15 protein-coding genes and 1 tRNA gene are annotated in these 16198 nt (G+C 67.0%); 8 read left to right on the forward strand and 8 right to left on the reverse strand.

The window, feature by feature from the left end:
• Positions 1-66: 66 nt before the first annotated feature.
• A complete protein-coding gene (gene qatA, locus MQH10_RS00940; RefSeq protein ID WP_242562197.1) occupies positions 67-2019 on the reverse strand; it encodes a Qat anti-phage system ATPase QatA in 1953 nt (650 codons plus the stop codon).
• A 194-nt stretch (positions 2020-2213) separates the two neighbouring features.
• On the opposite strand from qatA, the gene MQH10_RS00945 reads away from it, so the two are divergent.
• From MQH10_RS00945 to MQH10_RS00975, 7 genes are all read left to right on the forward strand, one after another.
• Positions 2214-2549 (forward strand): hypothetical protein, encoded by a 336-nt coding sequence (locus MQH10_RS00945; RefSeq protein WP_242562198.1) that lies wholly within the window; start codon positions 2214-2216, stop codon positions 2547-2549.
• Positions 2542-3684: a DNA cytosine methyltransferase gene (locus MQH10_RS00950; RefSeq protein ID WP_242562199.1), complete on the forward strand. Its 1143-nt coding sequence runs from the start codon at positions 2542-2544 to the stop codon at positions 3682-3684. The genes MQH10_RS00945 and MQH10_RS00950 overlap by 8 nt, the downstream gene beginning before the upstream one ends.
• On the forward strand, positions 3681-4406 hold the full coding sequence (locus MQH10_RS00955) for a GIY-YIG nuclease family protein (protein ID WP_242562200.1): 726 nt from the start codon (positions 3681-3683) through the stop codon (positions 4404-4406). Before MQH10_RS00950 ends, MQH10_RS00955 begins: the two co-directional genes overlap by 4 nt.
• Positions 4407-5164: 758 nt before the next feature.
• Positions 5165-5650 carry a helix-turn-helix domain-containing protein gene (locus tag MQH10_RS00960; protein WP_242562201.1) on the forward strand — a complete coding sequence of 162 codons (486 nt, stop codon included), beginning with the start codon at positions 5165-5167 and terminating at the stop codon, positions 5648-5650.
• 10 nt (positions 5651-5660) lie between these two features.
• A tRNA-Thr gene (locus MQH10_RS00965) sits at positions 5661-5764 on the forward strand.
• 152 nt (positions 5765-5916) lie between these two features.
• Complete coding sequence (locus tag MQH10_RS00970; protein ID WP_242562202.1) at positions 5917-6513, forward strand: hypothetical protein; 597 nt, start codon at positions 5917-5919, stop codon at positions 6511-6513.
• Positions 6503-7450 (forward strand): nucleotidyl transferase AbiEii/AbiGii toxin family protein, encoded by a 948-nt coding sequence (locus MQH10_RS00975; RefSeq protein ID WP_242562203.1) that lies wholly within the window; start codon positions 6503-6505, stop codon positions 7448-7450. The genes MQH10_RS00970 and MQH10_RS00975 overlap by 11 nt, the downstream gene beginning before the upstream one ends.
• A 12-nt stretch (positions 7451-7462) precedes the next feature.
• Here MQH10_RS00975 and MQH10_RS00980 read toward each other — a convergent pair whose 3' ends face one another.
• The 5 genes from MQH10_RS00980 to mobQ form a co-directional block, all read right to left on the reverse strand.
• Positions 7463-8737 carry a hypothetical protein gene (locus tag MQH10_RS00980; RefSeq protein ID WP_242562204.1) on the reverse strand — a complete coding sequence of 425 codons (1275 nt, stop codon included), beginning with the start codon at positions 8735-8737 and terminating at the stop codon, positions 7463-7465.
• Positions 8734-9333: a cation efflux transmembrane domain-containing protein gene (locus tag MQH10_RS00985; protein ID WP_242562205.1), complete on the reverse strand. Its 600-nt coding sequence runs from the start codon at positions 9331-9333 to the stop codon at positions 8734-8736. The genes MQH10_RS00980 and MQH10_RS00985 overlap by 4 nt, the downstream gene beginning before the upstream one ends.
• A 96-nt stretch (positions 9334-9429) precedes the next feature.
• Entirely contained in the window at positions 9430-10383 is a 954-nt protein-coding gene (gene trbB / locus MQH10_RS00990; RefSeq protein ID WP_242562206.1) for a P-type conjugative transfer ATPase TrbB, read from the reverse strand.
• Positions 10384-10408: 25 nt separating this feature from the next.
• Positions 10409-12400: a type IV secretory system conjugative DNA transfer family protein gene (locus MQH10_RS00995; protein ID WP_242562207.1), complete on the reverse strand. Its 1992-nt coding sequence runs from the start codon at positions 12398-12400 to the stop codon at positions 10409-10411.
• 7 nt (positions 12401-12407) lie between these two features.
• Positions 12408-13904 carry a MobQ family relaxase gene (gene mobQ, locus MQH10_RS01000; protein ID WP_242562208.1) on the reverse strand — a complete coding sequence of 499 codons (1497 nt, stop codon included), beginning with the start codon at positions 13902-13904 and terminating at the stop codon, positions 12408-12410.
• Between the two features lie 255 nt (positions 13905-14159).
• On the opposite strand from mobQ, the gene MQH10_RS01005 reads away from it, so the two are divergent.
• Positions 14160-14843, forward strand: a complete 684-nt coding sequence (locus tag MQH10_RS01005) for a hypothetical protein (protein WP_242562209.1) — start codon at positions 14160-14162, stop codon at positions 14841-14843.
• Here MQH10_RS01005 and MQH10_RS01010 read toward each other — a convergent pair whose 3' ends face one another.
• A complete protein-coding gene (locus MQH10_RS01010; protein ID WP_242562210.1) occupies positions 14844-15674 on the reverse strand; it encodes a cell wall hydrolase in 831 nt (276 codons plus the stop codon).
• Positions 15674-16180 (reverse strand): S26 family signal peptidase, encoded by a 507-nt coding sequence (locus tag MQH10_RS01015; protein ID WP_242562370.1) that lies wholly within the window; start codon positions 16178-16180, stop codon positions 15674-15676. The genes MQH10_RS01010 and MQH10_RS01015 overlap by 1 nt, the downstream gene beginning before the upstream one ends.
• Positions 16181-16198: the final 18 nt, after the last annotated feature.

Genomic DNA, 16198 nt, shown 5'->3' on the forward strand with positions numbered 1-16198 from the left:
CGGGGTCGTCTACCCAACTGGGGATCAACCCGATTTGAGGCCCGCCATAACTGCTGGAGGTCCCCATCAGGTGGCCCGTTTGAGTTTCGACGAAGCCACCGCCGCCGCCTTGAGACCGGCGCTGGTCGCGCTTGTAGCCCAGGTCTGCTGTAGGCTGGCGAATTCGCTGACGATCGCGGGCTCAACGAACGCGCCGCCCCAGCTGGTGACCGCCCAACCGCCGACGGTGTCAACGGGAAGGCCCTGCAGGAAACCGAGAAGCCGCCGCTGCAGGGCGGGACGCAGACGCGCGAGAAGGGCCAGTCCCGACACGCCCGCCGGTGCGCTCGTTAGTTTGTCGGCCGATAGAATCCGCGATTGAAGCGCGTCGAATACCTGTTCGGCCTCCGCATCGTTCAGGCGCCCCACCTCCCCTTCGGCCGATCGAGCGGCCATGGCGGAGCCGCTCAGACGCTCCACGAGAGCTTCGAGGTGATCAGCGGCGATCACGCCGGCAAAGAAGCTGCGCTTGTCGCGGGTCACGAACACATAAGGCCGCAGGTCCACGTCAGCGAGCGCCGGCTCGATCGTCGCCCAGCCCTTGGCCCAATCACTCTTCAGCCAGTCTTCGAGCTCGGGCGCCGCCGCCGTCGTGCTGGTCTTCGCTTTCCGCGAGGGGTTGGCGGCTTCGCCCTCCGGGGATGCGGCTTCAAGCACGGCGAGCGCGGGGACCTTGCCGTTCGCCGCCGTCGCCGCCAGGCGGGAGAGCTGCTCGTAGAGGTCCGGCGCGAACCGCTCGGCGAGCATGACCTTGGCGAGCACGGGCAGTTCGATCTCATCGCCGAAGCCCCGCTCGTCGGCGATCGCCTGGCGCAGCGCCATCGAATTGAGGAAGCGCTTGATCTGGCGCGGATTACCCCGCGTCCCGTCGGTCAGGAGCCGCGTCACCTGCGCGCTGATGCGCAAGGCCTCCTCGACCGGCTTGGGGATCACGCCAGAGAGGGCCGTCTGGACCGCCTTGCGGTCGAGGCCACGGCTGGCCCACGGCCGCCGCAGGTCCTCGCGCGCTGCGGCCAGCAGCGCCTTGAACGGCGCCGCCTCCTCCCCCAGGGCGCGCTGCGTCAATAGCAAGGTGACGTAGGCTCGTGTCTCGGCCAAGCCGAGGGCGGGAATGCGGAATGGGACCTGGATCAGCTTTTCGAGATAGTTGCGGGCATAGGTCATCGGCCCGGAACTGGCCGGCAGGTCGGGGAAGTGGCGACGCACGGAATATTCGATCATCGCCTCATCGGCGGCGATGACGAAGGCGGTGCGCGGGACGAACAGGAAGAGCCGGATCGCTTCGAGCGTCGAGATCGCGGTTTCGGGCAGACACCGGTCGAGATCGTCGATCAGCACCACCAGCTGATCGATGTCGGCGGCGTCCAACAGCGCATCGAATTCCTCGCGGAAGGCGTGCATCTGATCCGGGACCGTATCCGAAGACGTCTCCGCCGCCTTCAACAGGCCACCGGCCTGCTCGGTCAGCGCCTTCAGGTTCTCCGCGGTTAGCACCTGTCCGGGGTTGGCGGCCAATCCCGAGAGGCCGTCATAGAGGCTCTTCAAAAGGTCGGGCGACGGGACACCTGTCGCGGCCGTGAACGCTAGGCCGCCAGCCTTCTGGGCCACCTTCAGCCAGTCGACCCGCTTCAATACCTTTTTCGCCGCCTCGGCGACCTTGGTGGATGTCGGACGCGCCCGCCGCAATTCTGCGACCAGCGTCTCAATGACGACGGTCTTGGCGTCCTGGAAGCCTTCGAATACCCAGCCGTTGAACCAAAGGGTCACGACCCGCTTCTCGCCCTCGAAGGCCTGGGCCGTCATTTTAAGGACGCTCGACTTGCCGGCGCCCCAGTCCCCGTGGACGCCGATGGTGACCGGCACGCTCGCGCTCTGACGGATCAACCGCACCACAGTGCGCGCCACCGCCTCATAATAAAGGAGATCGACTGCCGTCTCCTGGTCGCTGAGAAAAAGCGTTTCGGCCGGCGCAGTCATCATGAAGCCTCACCGGTCCCTCAAGGGGCGGCGAAGCGCTTACCCACATCGTCCGGAAAGACGAAAGCTAAACATTCGTCATCACAACTGTCCAGCTTGTGCGTCTTTGCCACGGTGACCCGCCGAGCGTTTACACATCGCCGCTTCTTCGCCAGCGCCGAAGCTCTTGCGCTCACCGCGAACGCGACGAGGGGACCATGTCGGCATGGATAATCTTGGCGGGCGCAAACCCCCGTTCACCCTGCACCAGCTTCGATACCGCGCAGAACAAACAAGAAACACCGCTCGACGTGGCGCCACGCAGGCGCCAACGTGGCTCCATGGATTTTGATTCGAAGACCGCCACCGTCCGCAGCCTGGACCGCATCAACCTGCGGCTCACAGCCGAGACCTTCGCCAGCATCGACGCTGCCTGCGCCGCGCGGCCCGGCAACGTCTCGCGCAACACCTGGATCGCCGAGGCCGTGCAGGAGAAGCTGGTGCGCGAACCGCAGAGCGCTGCGCATAACGCGGAGCGTCGCGCGCATGGCTGAGTTCTACGAGTTCTTCGCCGGCGGCGGCATGGCCCGAACGGGCCTGGGCCCTGACTGGACCTGCCTGTTCGCCAACGATTTCGACTTCAAGAAAGGCCTGACCTACCAGGCCAACTTCGGCGCGGACGAGCTGAAGGTGGCTGACATTCGGGCCATCACGCCCGCCGATCTGCCGGGTGTCGCTGACCTGATGTGGGGCTCCTTCCCCTGCCAGGACCTGTCGCTGGCCGGAGTCGGCGCCGGGCTGAAGGGCGAGCGGTCCGGGACCTTCTATCCGTTCTGGGACGTGGTTCGAGCGCTCAAGGCTGAGGCCCGGGCCCCAAGGCTCATCGCCCTGGAGAATGTCTGCGGCACTCTCACCTCACACAGCGGCAAGGATTTCGAAGCGATCTGCCGGACGTTCGCCGAGGGTGGCTACCGCTGCGGCGCTTTGGTGATCAACGCCGATCTGTTCGTGCCGCAGTCGCGGCCGCGCCTCTTCGTCATTGGCGTCCGCGAGGACATGGCGATCGACCCGGCCCTGCTGTCGCCCGAGCCGCTCGACCCCTTCCACACCCGGGCTATCCGCCGCGCGGTCGATGCGCTGCCTAAGACCGTGCGCGCCAACATGCTGTGGTGGAACGTGCCCACGCCCGGTCACCGGATGCGCACCCTGGCCGACGAGATTGAAGAGCACCCAACCAGCGTCACTTGGCATACGCCCGCCGAGACCGAGCGCCTGCTGGCCAAGATGTCGCCGGTCAACAAGGCCAAGGTCGCCGCCGCCGTGCGCGCCGGCCGCCGCATGGTCGGCGGCGTCTACAACCGCACCCGCCTCGATGAGCGCGGCGTGAAGGTGCAGCGCGCGGAGGTAAGGTTTGACGATGTGTCGGGCTGCCTTCGGACCCCCGGCGGTGGCTCAAGCCGCCAGGTGATCCTGGTCATCGACGGCAAGCAGATCCGCTCCCGCCTGATCTCGGCGCGGGAGACCGCTCGGCTGATGGGTCTGCCGGACGACTACAAGCTGCCGAAGAACTACAACGAGGCCTACCACCTGACCGGGGACGGTGTGGTGGTCGATGTCGTGCGCCACCTGGCCAAGCACGTGTTCGAACCACTTCTGTCGGAGGCGGCCGAGGCGCGAGCGGTCGCGTGACCGAGTTCTTCAGGCGCGACCCAGACGCGGTCAACATCCCGCCGTTCGAGACCGAGGATCTGCGGCAGAACCTCAGCCGCTTCCTCGACAGCCCCTTTGAGGATCCTGCCGGGACCCGCCCCTTCGTGGGCAACTACAAATGGGGCGTGTACGCCTTCTTCGATTACGACGGCGAGCCGATCTATGTCGGCCAGACCAACGAGCGCCTGCGCACCCGCATCCGCCGCCATCTGACCAACCAGCGCACAGACGCCGTGGCCATGTCCGTGCTCGACCCCTTTGAGGTCTTCGAGATTGAGGTCTGGCCCCTCCCCCAGTTTCAGGATTCGAACCGGTCCGATCTGGCCGCCCGGCAGCACCTCGATGCGCTCGAGCGACTGATCACCGACCGCGCTGTCCAGGGCTCGCAGTTCAAGGCCATCCTCAACGAAAAGGACCCGCCGCCCGGTGACCTCGCCGTGGAGGCGCCGCCGTCCTTCCGGGCTCGCATCGTCTCGGACCGCGTCTTCGAGCTGCGCGCACACCCGGACTTCCGCATCGCTCGCCGCTCCCTGATCCTCTCGCGGCTCGCCCAGGTTATTTCCGAGCGCAAGGTGCAAGGCGGCCTGCGGCGTGTCCTGCTGACCCAGGCCAAACGACTGCAGTGGCTATCGGCTCGACGTTACGAGGCACTGGGCGGCGCCGCCTCTGTGGCCGTCGAGGCGGAAGGGGAAGAGGTCTAGGAATGAGCTGGCGCGCCGTGACCCTGTGATCGCGCCGCATCCTGCCGAGACGGCGCCGAAGGACGGCCGCGTGATCCGCGGCTGGTTCAGGTTCGACGGCGGAGCGCGTCTGGTCGCCGTGAGTTGGAGCCGTCAACACGCGGCTTGGGTCGATCTCTTGGGCCAGCCGTTACCAGAAGGCGAAGCGCTCAAGAATTGGGGTGAGGACTAGCGCGTCTCGTGTGACCCCATCAAAAATGAAGGCCGCAAGGAGCCTGGCCAACGGCCATGGCGGGACGCGCCGTCGAGTGGCCGGCGGCGCCTGAAGGCGCCCGTTAGGGGCGGACCCGTAGGAGCCGCGAACGCGGCGGGACCGAGCACGCCCGCCGGCCACTCTCCGTTTTCCGGGGCGTTGCGGGGTGTTCCCGCTCGAAGGGGTCGGGCGAGATCTCAGGCTCGGCCGCAGGGGAAGGCTTTCCCCCTGCCCGGTATTTCGATGCCAAAGCCGTTTTTAGAGCGGGACCGGGTGTACCGGGGTACCCGGGGTTTGTTGTCCTTGTTGCTCTGAGCCGTTGGTCCTCGATGCCTTCGTCCTGATTACCGAACGTCCTATTTTGGGTGAACCTCGCGGCGCCCCATCCCTGCACCTGGGCGCACCCGCTCCCCGTCCTTGGATTCGCCCGGGGGCGTCCCTATATACACCCCCTTACACCGCCGCAGCCATTGTAGTCGGAGCGGCGAGGGCGGATATTCGCCACAACAGATCACGAGTTTCCGCCATGACCAACACCGCTATCAAACCCGCCGAAGCCGAAGCACTCCGGAAGAACGAAGCCAAATGGACCAAGCCGTTGATGGCCGCGGGATGGAACGCCATCCCCAGCATCATCATCGAAAAGCAGGAGGCCCTGGGTCTCGACGCCATCGACATGAACATCATCCTGCATCTGTCGAACTACTGGTGGCATGCCGACAACCTGCCCTGCCCGTCAGTCGCGACCATCGCCAAGGCGATCGGCATCAAGCCCCGGACGGTGCAAAAGCGCGTGGCCTCCCTCCAGGCGATCGGCCTGCTGACCCGGACGGAACGGCGCAAGACCCGTTTCGGCAGCGACACCAATCTTTACAGCTTCGAAGGCCTGATCGACGCCGCCCTGCCCTACGCCCAGGAAAAGGTTGCCGAACGGGAGAAACGGGACGAGGCGGAGAAAGACCGCATCGCCCGTAAGAAGCCCAAGCTCCAGCTGGTCAAGGCCAGCGAATAGGAGGCCCCATGGCGGCGTAGCTCAGCCGGATAGAGCCCCCGTTTTCGACAGTCTAGGTGGGTCGCACCCCTAGTATGGGCGGGGAGGTCGCGGGTTCAAGTCCCGCCGCCGCCAGCCACCTGACTCTGACAACACCAAGCTCGGCCCCCGACCCTGCGAAGCCGCAGTCACGCCCTCGTCGAACCCGGCGGCCCTGCCGGATTACCTTTGCATGGATTTTTAATGATATTCCTTGCAAACTGACGGCGGAGGCCTAAGTTGGAGCCATGAGCAAGTTCGACCAGTTCAAGGCCAAGCTCCGCCCCGGACAGACCTACCGGCGGGCGGACCTGGTCCAGTGGTCGACGGCGGTCGACCGCCATCTCAAGGAAGCCCTGCAGGCGGGCGCCCTCACAAAACTCGCGGGCGGACTCTACTATGCGCCCAAGCAGACCGCCTTCGGCAAGGCGCCGCCGCAGGTCGACACCCTGGTGTCGACCTTCCTGAAGGGCGGCCCGTTCCTGCTGGCTTCGCCGAACGCCTATAACGCCCTCGGCGTCGGCACCACCCAACTGCACAACAAGACCGTGGTCTATAACCACAAGCGCCACGGCAAGTTCGCCCTGGGCGGACGCACCTACGACTTCCGCATGAAGCCGGCCTTCCCGAAGAAGCTCACCCGGGAATTTCTGCTGGTCGACCTGGTCAACAACCTCGACCAGCTGGGCGAGAGCGCCGACGAGGTGCTCGAGCGGGTCAAAACGCGCCTGGCCGCCAGCGACCGGACGCGCGTGAAGAAAGCCGCCCAAACCTACGGCTCCGAACGGGCCAAGAAGTTCTTCGCCCGCGCCCTGGCCGAGGTCGGGGCGCAGGATGCCGCCTGACCTGCTGCACAAGCACCCCCAGTTCGCCGATCTGATTCGGATCGTCGCCGACAGCGAGGGCATCGCCCCGGCCCTGGTCGAGAAGGACTATTGGATCATGCAGAGCCTCTATGGCCTGCAGCAGCTCGGGCTCACCTTCGAGCTGAAGGGCGGCACCTCACTGTCCAAGGGCTATGGGCTGATCAGCCGGTTCTCGGAAGATATCGACATCCGCATCGAACCGCCGGCCGATCCGCCGGTGATGTCCGGCCGTAACCACGACAAGCCCGCCCACGTCCAGAGCCGCAAGGACTTCTACGACCGCCTGGCGCAGACCATCGTCATCGACGGGATCACCGTGGTTGAACGCGACCCCGCCTTCGACGACGAGCGGCAATACCGCAGCGCCGGCATCCGCCTCGCCTATGACAGCATCAACGGCTCGGTCGAAGGCCTGAAGGACGGGGTCCTCTTAGAGGTCGGCTTCGACGACGTCGCCCCCAACCAGGCGCGCGATATCAGCTCCTGGGCCTATGACTACGCCGCCAGCCGGGTCGAGCTTCTCGACAACCGCGCCCTGGCCGTCGCCTGCTACCACCCCGGCCACACTCTCGTGGAGAAGCTGCAGGCCATCTCGACCAAGTTCCGCCAGCAGCAAGAGACCGGCGTCTTCCCGCCCAACTTCATGCGCCACTATTACGACGTCTATTGCCTGCTACAGGACCCAGCCGCCCAAGCCTTCGCCGGCACGCCGGCCTACCTCGACCACAAGGCCAAGCGCTTCCCCAAGGCCGACAACCCGATCATCGCCAAGAACGAAGCTTTCGTCCTCAGCGACCCAGAGGTTCGCCAAAAACTCCAGAGCGCCTACGCCGCCTCGAGCGCCCTCTATTTCCGCGGCCAACCGGCTTTCGACGACATCCTAGCCGAGATCGCCAGTTGGGCGCCCAAGCTGTGACGCCGTCCCAGTTCAGGTGACGAAGACCGGCGCGAAACCGCCGCCGGGCGTCCTGAAGTTCGTGGTCTGGCCTTGATAGACCCGCGCCGCCGTCAGCAGCGGCAACCCCTTGTAGGTGTAGAGGCGCACGTCGAGCTTGAGCGCCTTGATCTCGCCGTCGATCCGGATCCGCCGTTCGCTCGGCGCGGCCAGCTCCTGGGCGATGTAGCCGCCTTGCTGAACCGCCTCCCAGACGCCGCGGGTCATCTTGTCGCCCCGGTAGACTGCCTTACCGCCATGGCCGCCCGCCGGCTTGAAGAAGTAGCGCTTACGCGTCGACCACAGCTCGTCCGCGTTCGCGGCCGTCACCATCACTGTGCTGGGGACGGCCGAAAGGCTCTGCCGCTTGTCGGGCGTCAGCCCAAAGGTGCTAGCGGCCACCGGGTCGGACAACAGGGTTAGGTTCCGCTTGTCGGCATAGAGCGCGTGATTTCGAGGGCCCGGCGTCAGCACAACCGCACCCGCGAGATAGGCATCGCGCAGCCCTTCATGCCCGGCAGCATCGAGCGAGAAGTCGACCAGGCGATTGTAAACGAGGTCGACCGCCTCGCCCTCGTGCCGCAACAGCCCGTCGACAAAGCGAAGCTCCCCCGGATCCGCGATCCATGCCGTGACGCCGTGGCGCTCGAAGAACCGCTGCGCCAGCAGGAATTCAGGATAGAGATACTGCTCTCGCGGTCTGTCATCGACGATGGCGATGGTGCGCGGCTGGCCCGTCCGCCCCTGCGACGACCACTCCGCCAGGAACATCAACCAGACCGCGGCGTCGAACTCCGCCATCGGCGCGGCCCGCATCGCGTCCTCCGCTTCACGGCAGCATGCGCCCTGGGCGCGGGCCAAGAAGGCGTTCAGGAAGGCGCCGCCGGCGTTGGTGTTGACCTCGATCAGCTTGGGGCCATCGGCTCCAAGATGAAAATCATAGCCCATGAAGACCCCGCGCGGCCCGAAGTCATGTCGCGTGATCGCCGGCGCCCAGGCTAGCACCACGGCTTGGTAAGCAGGGTCCTCGCCGGCCGCCTCAACCGCGGCCACCACGTCAAGCATGGCCTTGAGGTCATGCTCCGCCAGGAAGACCGGCATGGCTGCGAAAAGATGCGGGCGGGCGGCGAGCAGAGCGCCCGCCAGGTCCGGATCGGGCGCCTCCGCCTGGATCGCGGTCAGCAGGCGCGCGCTGTTCAAGGTGACGCAGAAGCACCCCTTGTTGAGGATCGCGTCCCTGTCATCCGCTCCGAGGCCATCATGGGTCATGCAGCCCCCTCCTTGGCGGCGACGTGTTCACTCCGCGCGGCGGTCCAGACCTCCCGCGCGGCGTCGAGGTTCATCAGAGCAATGCCCAGGCCAACGATCAGGTCCGGCCAGAGGGAATGGGTGAACGCCGTCGCAATCCCCGCGCCGATGATCGCGACGTTGGCAAGAGCGTCGTTGCGAGCCGACAGGAACGCCGCCCTGGTCAGGCTGCCGCTGTGTTCGCGAAACCGCGCCAGGGTGAAGGCGCAGATCAGGTTGATCCCTAGCGCGCCTAGCCCGGTCAGTGTCAGCGACAGGGCCTCGGGCGCCGCCGGCGCCGCGAATTTCCGCCAGACGGCCCACAGGAACGCCAGCGCCGGAATCAGCAGGATGGCGGCCAGCGCCATACCAACCTGAGCGCGCCGCCTGCCGCTCCATCCCAGGGCCGCGAAGATCAACAGGTTGACCGCCGCGTCCTCAAGAAAATCGACACTATCGGCCAAGAGTGAAACCGAGCCGATCTTGAGAGCCACGGTGAACTCGACGCCGAAATAGGCAAGATTCAGAAGCGCAACCAGCATCACGGCGCGGCGTAGCGGTTGGGTGAGTGAAGTCATGGTGCTGGATCACCAATACCAGTCAGGATCGAGCGGCAAGGTCGCACGACAGCTGCGGCTTGTCGCATCACGCCGAGTCGACGGCGCCGCGCCAGATCAAGCGGGCTGCAGTTGGTATCCGCCCTCCCCCCACCCCGTCACTCTCACAATGTCAGAGACCCGGCGCCCGCCTGGCGTGCGCGCGATATGGATGACCAGGTCGATCGCCTGTCCGATGGCGCGGTGAGGAATGCGCTGGGTCACTTCGCCAATCAGGTCCTCAAGCCGGCTGAGGCCCTCCGCCGCGCTGTTGGCGTGCAGGGTGGCTAAACCGCCAGGATGGCCCGTATTCCAGGCCTTCAACAAATCCAGCGCCGAGCCGTCACGGACCTCGCCAATGACGATGCGGTCTGGCCGAAGGCGCAGGGTGTCACGCACCAGATCGGTCATGGTCACCGCAGGCTCGGTGCGCTTGGTCAGCATCTGGATTTGGTCGGCCGCCGAGCATTGCAGCTCGGCTGTATCCTCGATCAACACCACCCGATCTCCGGCAAAAGCTGGCTCCGCGAGGATAGCGTTGGCCAGCGTGGTCTTGCCTGACCCCGTGCCGCCGACGATCAGCAGGTTCTCGCGCGCCACGGCCGCGGCCCGGATGATCTCGGCCTGTGCGGCGCTCATCATGCCGCCCTCGACATAGTCGTCGAGGGTGAACACCACCTCGGGCCGCTTGCGGATCGCAAAGGCCGGTCGCGCCACGACCGGCATGAAGGCGCCCTGGAACCGCTCGCCGGTCTCCGGCAGGGTCGCGCTCACCCGGGGCCGGTCGCGGGTCACCACCTCGCCCGTATGGTCGGCGAGCAGCCGCAGGATGCGGTCGGCGTCGGCCGCCGCCAGGTGCTGGCCCGTCCACGAGCGCCCCTCCCCGATCCGATCGATCCAGATCTTGCCGTCCGGATTGACCATCACCTCCACCACCAGGCGATCGGCCAGAGCCTGGGCGATGACCGGCCCCATGGCCTGGCGGAGTGCGGCGACCTTGCGGTCCAGAACAACAGGATGGCGTTCGGTCATGGGGCGCTCGCAAGACTAGGAGGGATCAAAGGCTGCCGTCGTCGTCATCGGCCCGTAGAGTCGCGACAGGCGCCAGGGTGAGATAGTCGGCGGCCGACACCGCATGGGGCGCGCCCGGCGCCTCTGGAGGGTCCTCAGCGGCGCTATAACGGGGCTTGGGCACGCGGACCCCAGCGAAGGCCTCAGGCGGCGCACAGACGGCCCTGACGCCGCGCCAATCGATGCTGGCGGGCCCGGGCAGGTCCGCGGCGCCCGGCCGCTGTTCGTAGGCCGCCGGCACGCCGTGGAAATAGTCGCCGGTCCGTGCCTTGAAGAACGGCTCCTCGTAGTAGCGGATCTTGTCCGCCAGGATCGGCTTGGTGTTGTTGACGAACAGGAACTGCTTGCGGTCGTCGAGGCCCCGCACGTCCTCCTCCGACAGGATGTAGCGCTGCTGCTCCGACTGCGAAGTCGACCGGTGCGCCCGCCCGAACAGGCTGCGCGGGTCGCTGTAGCTCTCCCGCATCTCCAGCGCCTTGCCGGCGCGGCGCGTAACCTTCTCGATGCTCGTCGGCTCCGACGTCGCGAAGGTCGCGGTGATGTGCATGTTGTCGAATAACGGCGTTTTGTCACCGTACTTGGAGAACACGTCGTTGAAGCTCTGGCAGACCAGGTGGGCGGTAATCCCGTAGCCGGCCATCTCGCCCATCGCGTTCTCCAGGAACGGCAGGCTGCCCAGCTTGGGAAACTCGTCGAGCAGCAGCAGCAGCCGATGACGCTTGCGCCGCCGGCGGCTGTCATAGTGCTCGTGCTCCATCAGGCTGTTCACACTCTGGCGGATGAACACCCGTACCAGGAAGGCCAGACGGTCCGCATGGGCCTGGGGCGTGATTAGGTAGAAGGTCACCGGCGCCTCGGCGCAGACCAGGTCGCCGATCGAGAAGTCGGACCAGCTGGTAGCGTATTCCACCAGGGGATCGGCCCACAGCGACAGCGAGGCCCGGCAGGTGGCCAACACGTTCGACTTCACCCGCTCGTCCATGCCGGCGAGCGCCGTCGCCCCTAGCCGCACCTCGGGATGGATCTCGGGAATCGGCGCGTGGTCGTCGTCGCGCACCAGGCCGTCGGCCGCGTGATAGTCCGGCCGATGCCGGTGCTGGGTGTGCAGCATGGCGTGCAGCGTCGGCTCGATGTCGATCAGCAGCCGGCGAACCTGGGCGAGATTCTTGCGCTCGTCGGGCTCGCTGTAGAGCACGTGCAGGATCACCGCCGTGAAGAAGTCCGTGGCGCTCTGATCCCAGAAATTGAGGTCCCCGGCCTTGCGGCCCAGCGGGTCGACCAGGATGCCGACGACGTTCTGGATGTCGGCGATTTCCATCGGGCCCTTGCGGACCTCGAACAGGGGGTTCCAGCGCGCCGTATTGGGATCGGTGGGGGCGAAGTAGAAGACGTGGCTGAAGGTCTTCCGATGATCGGCGGTGATGTGCCAAAGCTCGCCCTTGCGGTCATAGACGAAGGCGCTCTCGGGCCACGCGACCAGGGTTGGCACCACATGGCCCGCGCCCTTCCCGCTGCGCGAGGCGCCGACGATGATCGCGTGCTCGGGCCCGCCGTAGGTCAGGTAGCGGCCCTTGAACCGCCCCAGCACACGCCCCCGGATCTGGCCGCCCGGCCCGAACAACTTCGCCCGCGCGACGTCCGCCAGATCCGCCCAGGCATCGAGCCCAAAGGCCTTGGGTTCGCGGGCCGAGCCGCGCGTGGCCAACGCGACCAAAAGAATCGGCGCCAAGGCCACGGCAAGTCCTGCCAGGCCGGCGCCGTCGAACAGGCGCGGATAGCGCGGCTGCAGAGCGAGATACCACTCGACGAAGGCCCACGGGCGATAGAGGCGAACCGGACCGATATCCGCCCAGCCTGCCCCTAGCGCGGCCGCATAATGCAGTCCCTGCGCCGCCTGCTGGGTCGCCCAGCACAGGCCCAACAGGATCGCCAGAACGGCGACGGGAAGCACGAGGACGAGGCGCTGCGATGTGCTCATGTGCCGCTCACCGACCCGGTATGACGCCGCGGCCAAGCGTCTGGCCCATCGAGCGGTTGACCCGCTCCACGGCCAGCGCCCGGGCCTGCGCCGGATAGCGCATCAATGCGGCGCGAGCGGGACCGCCGACCTCACGGATGAACCGGGTCTCGTCCGGCAATCGGGATGGGACCTGCAGCTCTTTTTGGCCGAGGGCCTGGGCGACGCGCAGATCGTTGTAGGCCCGCGTCGCGCCCTCGATCCGCTTGTCGATCCGCTTGATCTTGCGCTCGAGCGTCCGCCGCTGACGGGCCACATCACCGGCCTGTTCCAGCTGCGGGCCGCGTCGGCCGGACACATAGGCCTGACCCGCGGGCGAGGCGATCCAGGCGGTCCGCACCTGGACCGCGATCTCGGCCCGTCTCATCTCTGCGCGCACCCGCGAGATGGCGTTCAGCTCCGCGTGTTTGGCCCAAATCATCCGCGCCGGGTTGCGGATCCACTGCACCAGGGCCAGACGCCGATGACGCACCTGGGTGACCCGCTGTTCGGTCTGACGCAGGCGAAGTTTCGCCGTCGCGAGCGTGGTCCGGGCCGGCTGCAGAAGCTCACGTTCTACGGCCCGCACGCTGTCGATCTTCGGCAAGGTCAGCGCCACGCGCTCGGCCGCCCAGCGATCGCGCTCCGCCACCATGCGGGCGCGGACCTGCTCGGCCTCGGTCGTCAGTTTCGCGACCGGCACGGCGATCACCGGCGCCTCGCGCACCAGCCGGTCGGCGGTCGCCTGGAAGTCGGTCCGAAGCTCCTTGCGTTTTCGGTTGTGAGCCTCGGTGTCCCGGTTCTGCTGACCCCGTTCCGAGGCGATGTCCTTGCGTTCGAGCGCGCTGGCCGTGGGTCCCAGATGCACGCCCGGCTCGCGGTCGGAACCCTGCTCGGCCAACGACAAATGCGAGACCTGCGGGGCGTCGGGTCCAAGGTGCCGACGCAGATGTTCGTTCTGGATATCCGCCCACGCGGAGCGCCATTCCCGAAGCGCCTTCGGACTCCACCATTCGGCCGGTTTCTTGCCGAAGCCTTCGGGCGTCACCGACCGCGTCGTGACGAGAATATGGGCGTGAAAATTGCGCTCATCACCCGCCTGGCCGGGCCGGTGCATCGCGACGTCGGCGATCATCCCGCGCGCCACCAGTTGCTCGGCGACGAAGGCCTGAACCAGGGCCCGGCGCTGCTCGAAATCGAGCTCATGCGGCAGCGACACCAACAGCTCCCTGGCGGGCACAGCGTCTTTCCGCCGTTCGGCCTCTTCAGCCGCGTTCCACAGGGTCTGCCGGTCGCTGAAGGCCGCCGGCGCTTCGGCCGGCGCCATCACCGCCGCGAACTCGATATCGCCCTTGGCGCCGAAGTCGAACTCCATGGCGAGGCGCTCGTCGACCAAACGGTCGCCCGAACGATAGGCGGCGGCCGCGACGGCGGACCGGCCGGCCGACCTCTGGATGGTTTGGACCTCTAGTCGGTACTGGGCCATGCGCCCTCCCCTGCTCTGGCCCCTGCCGGGATCGCTAAGGGCTGCGCCCTTGGCTCAAGGAATCCGTCGGCGCGGAGCGACGAGGGGCCTTGAGGGTGTCGGGCGGGGCCTGACCGCAGGGTTGGTGGGCGCAGCACATCCAACCCGTAACTGCGCCATTGTGACGAAATACGATGAACCACGGCATAGACCGATTTGCACTTTGATGGCAGCATTACGCCGGTTTGTGCTTTTTCATCATCGAAAGGCCACATCATGGCCAAGGTCGACAAGCGCCGCAGGAACGCCCGTCCCTCCAAGTACAAGCCCCGTTCGCCCGCCCAGCTCGCCCGCAAACGGGAGCTCTGGGCCGCCCGTTCAAGCGACCGCGAACGGGCGAAGCGGACCGATGAAGAAGCCGCCCTCATGGAACGGCTCGAGGAGTTGGAGACAGCGCTGCGGGAAGCCGGACAGGACGGAATCCACAAGCAGCGGCACGTCACCCCGCTCGAAGATATCGAGGACGACGCCAAGCGATTCCATGTCCTGAAGGCGCGCGTTGAGCGGCTCGAAGCCCTGTGGTCCATCAACAAACGCAGACGCGAGACACGCGGCAAAATCATCATAGGGGGCGCCCTGCTGGCGGAAGCGGGCGACGCGCATTTTGCCGGGGATGACGAGCTTCTGGCTCGGCTCGTCGACATCCTGGATCGTCGGGTTGAGCGGGTCCGCGACCGTCTGACGGTGCGCGAGTTGCTGGGCAATGTACCCCTGCCTCTGCGGCCCGGCGGTGATCTCGACGAAGACGCGGAAAGCGCGCTTCAGGCCGTGGGAGACCGCCTTCCAGACTTCGATCTGATGGCCGAAACAGCCCTCGCGCAGGAAGCCGACGACGCCCTCGTTCCGAGCGAACTCGACCCCGATTACGCTGACCTCGACCAAGCGTGGCGCGCGGCGTGATCATTGGTCTAGACCGGCCGCCAGGCCCGGCCCGACCACGAAGATCGCGCGGCCCGGGTCCGTCACTTTTGTCGCGCGCACAGCCCCGTCGCCTGCCCCATTCGTGACTGGCGCTGGGGCCGGGTCGGCCGCGCGCGCGGCACGGTTGTCACCGACGAAGATCGGCCCGCCGGCCGCCTGCCAGGCGGAAGGCGAGGATCCACGAGGTGCGGAAGAGGACGCGGATATGCGAGGCCCCCTGCCCCCGGTTGACCGCACGTCGACATAGAAACTATGCGCGCCGATCACGGCGGACGGGCCCGTCCCGCCGAAGTCGACGAGGCCCTCTGAGACCTCGCCGCGCGTCGCGCGTTCGGCAACGATCTGCGGGTTCTGGAAGTAGCGCGCGCCGTTCGTCAGGTCAGGCAGCCGGCCTTCAAGCGCGAGGTTGAGGATGGTGTCGATCCGCGCCCGCTGAGCCACCGTGGACGGCGGCAGGCGACGCCAGTCGCCGCCGGCCCGCGTCACCGGCTCAAACTGGCCGCGGGCGTTGACAACCGCCTCCACGCTGGCGCCCCAACGGCCGTCCTGGGCCCGATTCAGGATCGTGTAGACGACGGCCGCCAGCCCGCTATCACCCTGGTTTCCGGCCTCGGCGAAGGCAACCCGGGTGATGGCCTCCCGCGCCTCCTGGCCGGCGACCAGCGGGGCGAGCCCGCCGCGTGCCGAAGGGCCGGGCGGCGCCGCGCGCGACGGCGCCGGCGGCGGACAATTGACGCCAGCCGGCAAGGGTTGAGCGGTCTGTCCGCGCGCGAGCAGCAGGCACAGTCCCGCCAGGGCGGCCGGGTCCATCAGCGGTCTCCAGGAGTGGCGAAAGGAAGGGCCAGCGGCCGAAAGACGCCGACGATCTCGGCGCGGTCCACAGGCCCGAAGTAGCGGCTGTCGAAACTGTTGGGGATGCGATCGGAGAAGACGAACACCTCGCCGTCGCGAAGGCGGCGGCAGCCCTCCCAGCGCGGCAAGGCCGCGCCTCGACGGTCTTGGCGAAGGATCGGCGCCCTCACGCGACCGTTGATTTCCAGCCTGTTATTCGCGGTGCAGACCTGATCGCCGGAAACGGCGGCGACGTGCTTTAGGACCGGCACGCGGCGGAGGTAGCCCATGCGGCCGTCAGCGTAGGGAAAGGCGGCGGACGGCGCGGGAAAAGCGATCAGCGCGCCGACCGATACCGGCCCTGCGGCGCGCACATAGAGCCCCTCAGGTTCGCTCGCCGTGCGGTTCCACAGAAGGAGCGGCCGAGCCCCGCCGGCCGTCGCCAACGACAGCCCGCCCATCAGCGCTACGCCCGCCGCCAGCACGCCGGCCAACGGAGTCCA

Origin of the sequence: Phenylobacterium aquaticum (assembly GCF_022695515.1) — a bacterium.
Taxonomy (GTDB): domain Bacteria; phylum Pseudomonadota; class Alphaproteobacteria; order Caulobacterales; family Caulobacteraceae; genus Phenylobacterium; species Phenylobacterium aquaticum.

What these genes read in the sequence shown, in the direction of transcription:
- trbB (WP_242562206.1), bottom strand. Translation starts at nt 10,383, where the DNA reads ATGACCGAACGCCATCCTGTTGTTCTGGACCGCAAGGTCGCCGCACTC.
- MQH10_RS00945 (WP_242562198.1), top strand. Translation starts at nt 2,214, where the DNA reads ATGTCGGCATGGATAATCTTGGCGGGCGCAAACCCCCGTTCACCCTGC.
- MQH10_RS01005 (WP_242562209.1), top strand. Translation starts at nt 14,160, where the DNA reads ATGGCCAAGGTCGACAAGCGCCGCAGGAACGCCCGTCCCTCCAAGTAC.
- MQH10_RS01010 (WP_242562210.1), bottom strand. Translation starts at nt 15,674, where the DNA reads ATGGACCCGGCCGCCCTGGCGGGACTGTGCCTGCTGCTCGCGCGCGGA.
- MQH10_RS00980 (WP_242562204.1), bottom strand. Translation starts at nt 8,737, where the DNA reads ATGACCCATGATGGCCTCGGAGCGGATGACAGGGACGCGATCCTCAAC.
- MQH10_RS00985 (WP_242562205.1), bottom strand. Translation starts at nt 9,333, where the DNA reads ATGACTTCACTCACCCAACCGCTACGCCGCGCCGTGATGCTGGTTGCG.
- MQH10_RS00970 (WP_242562202.1), top strand. Translation starts at nt 5,917, where the DNA reads ATGAGCAAGTTCGACCAGTTCAAGGCCAAGCTCCGCCCCGGACAGACC.
- MQH10_RS00960 (WP_242562201.1), top strand. Translation starts at nt 5,165, where the DNA reads ATGACCAACACCGCTATCAAACCCGCCGAAGCCGAAGCACTCCGGAAG.
- MQH10_RS00975 (WP_242562203.1), top strand. Translation starts at nt 6,503, where the DNA reads ATGCCGCCTGACCTGCTGCACAAGCACCCCCAGTTCGCCGATCTGATT.
- MQH10_RS00995 (WP_242562207.1), bottom strand. Translation starts at nt 12,400, where the DNA reads ATGAGCACATCGCAGCGCCTCGTCCTCGTGCTTCCCGTCGCCGTTCTG.
- mobQ (WP_242562208.1), bottom strand. Translation starts at nt 13,904, where the DNA reads ATGGCCCAGTACCGACTAGAGGTCCAAACCATCCAGAGGTCGGCCGGC.
- MQH10_RS00950 (WP_242562199.1), top strand. Translation starts at nt 2,542, where the DNA reads ATGGCTGAGTTCTACGAGTTCTTCGCCGGCGGCGGCATGGCCCGAACG.
- qatA (WP_242562197.1), bottom strand. Translation starts at nt 2,019, where the DNA reads ATGATGACTGCGCCGGCCGAAACGCTTTTTCTCAGCGACCAGGAGACG.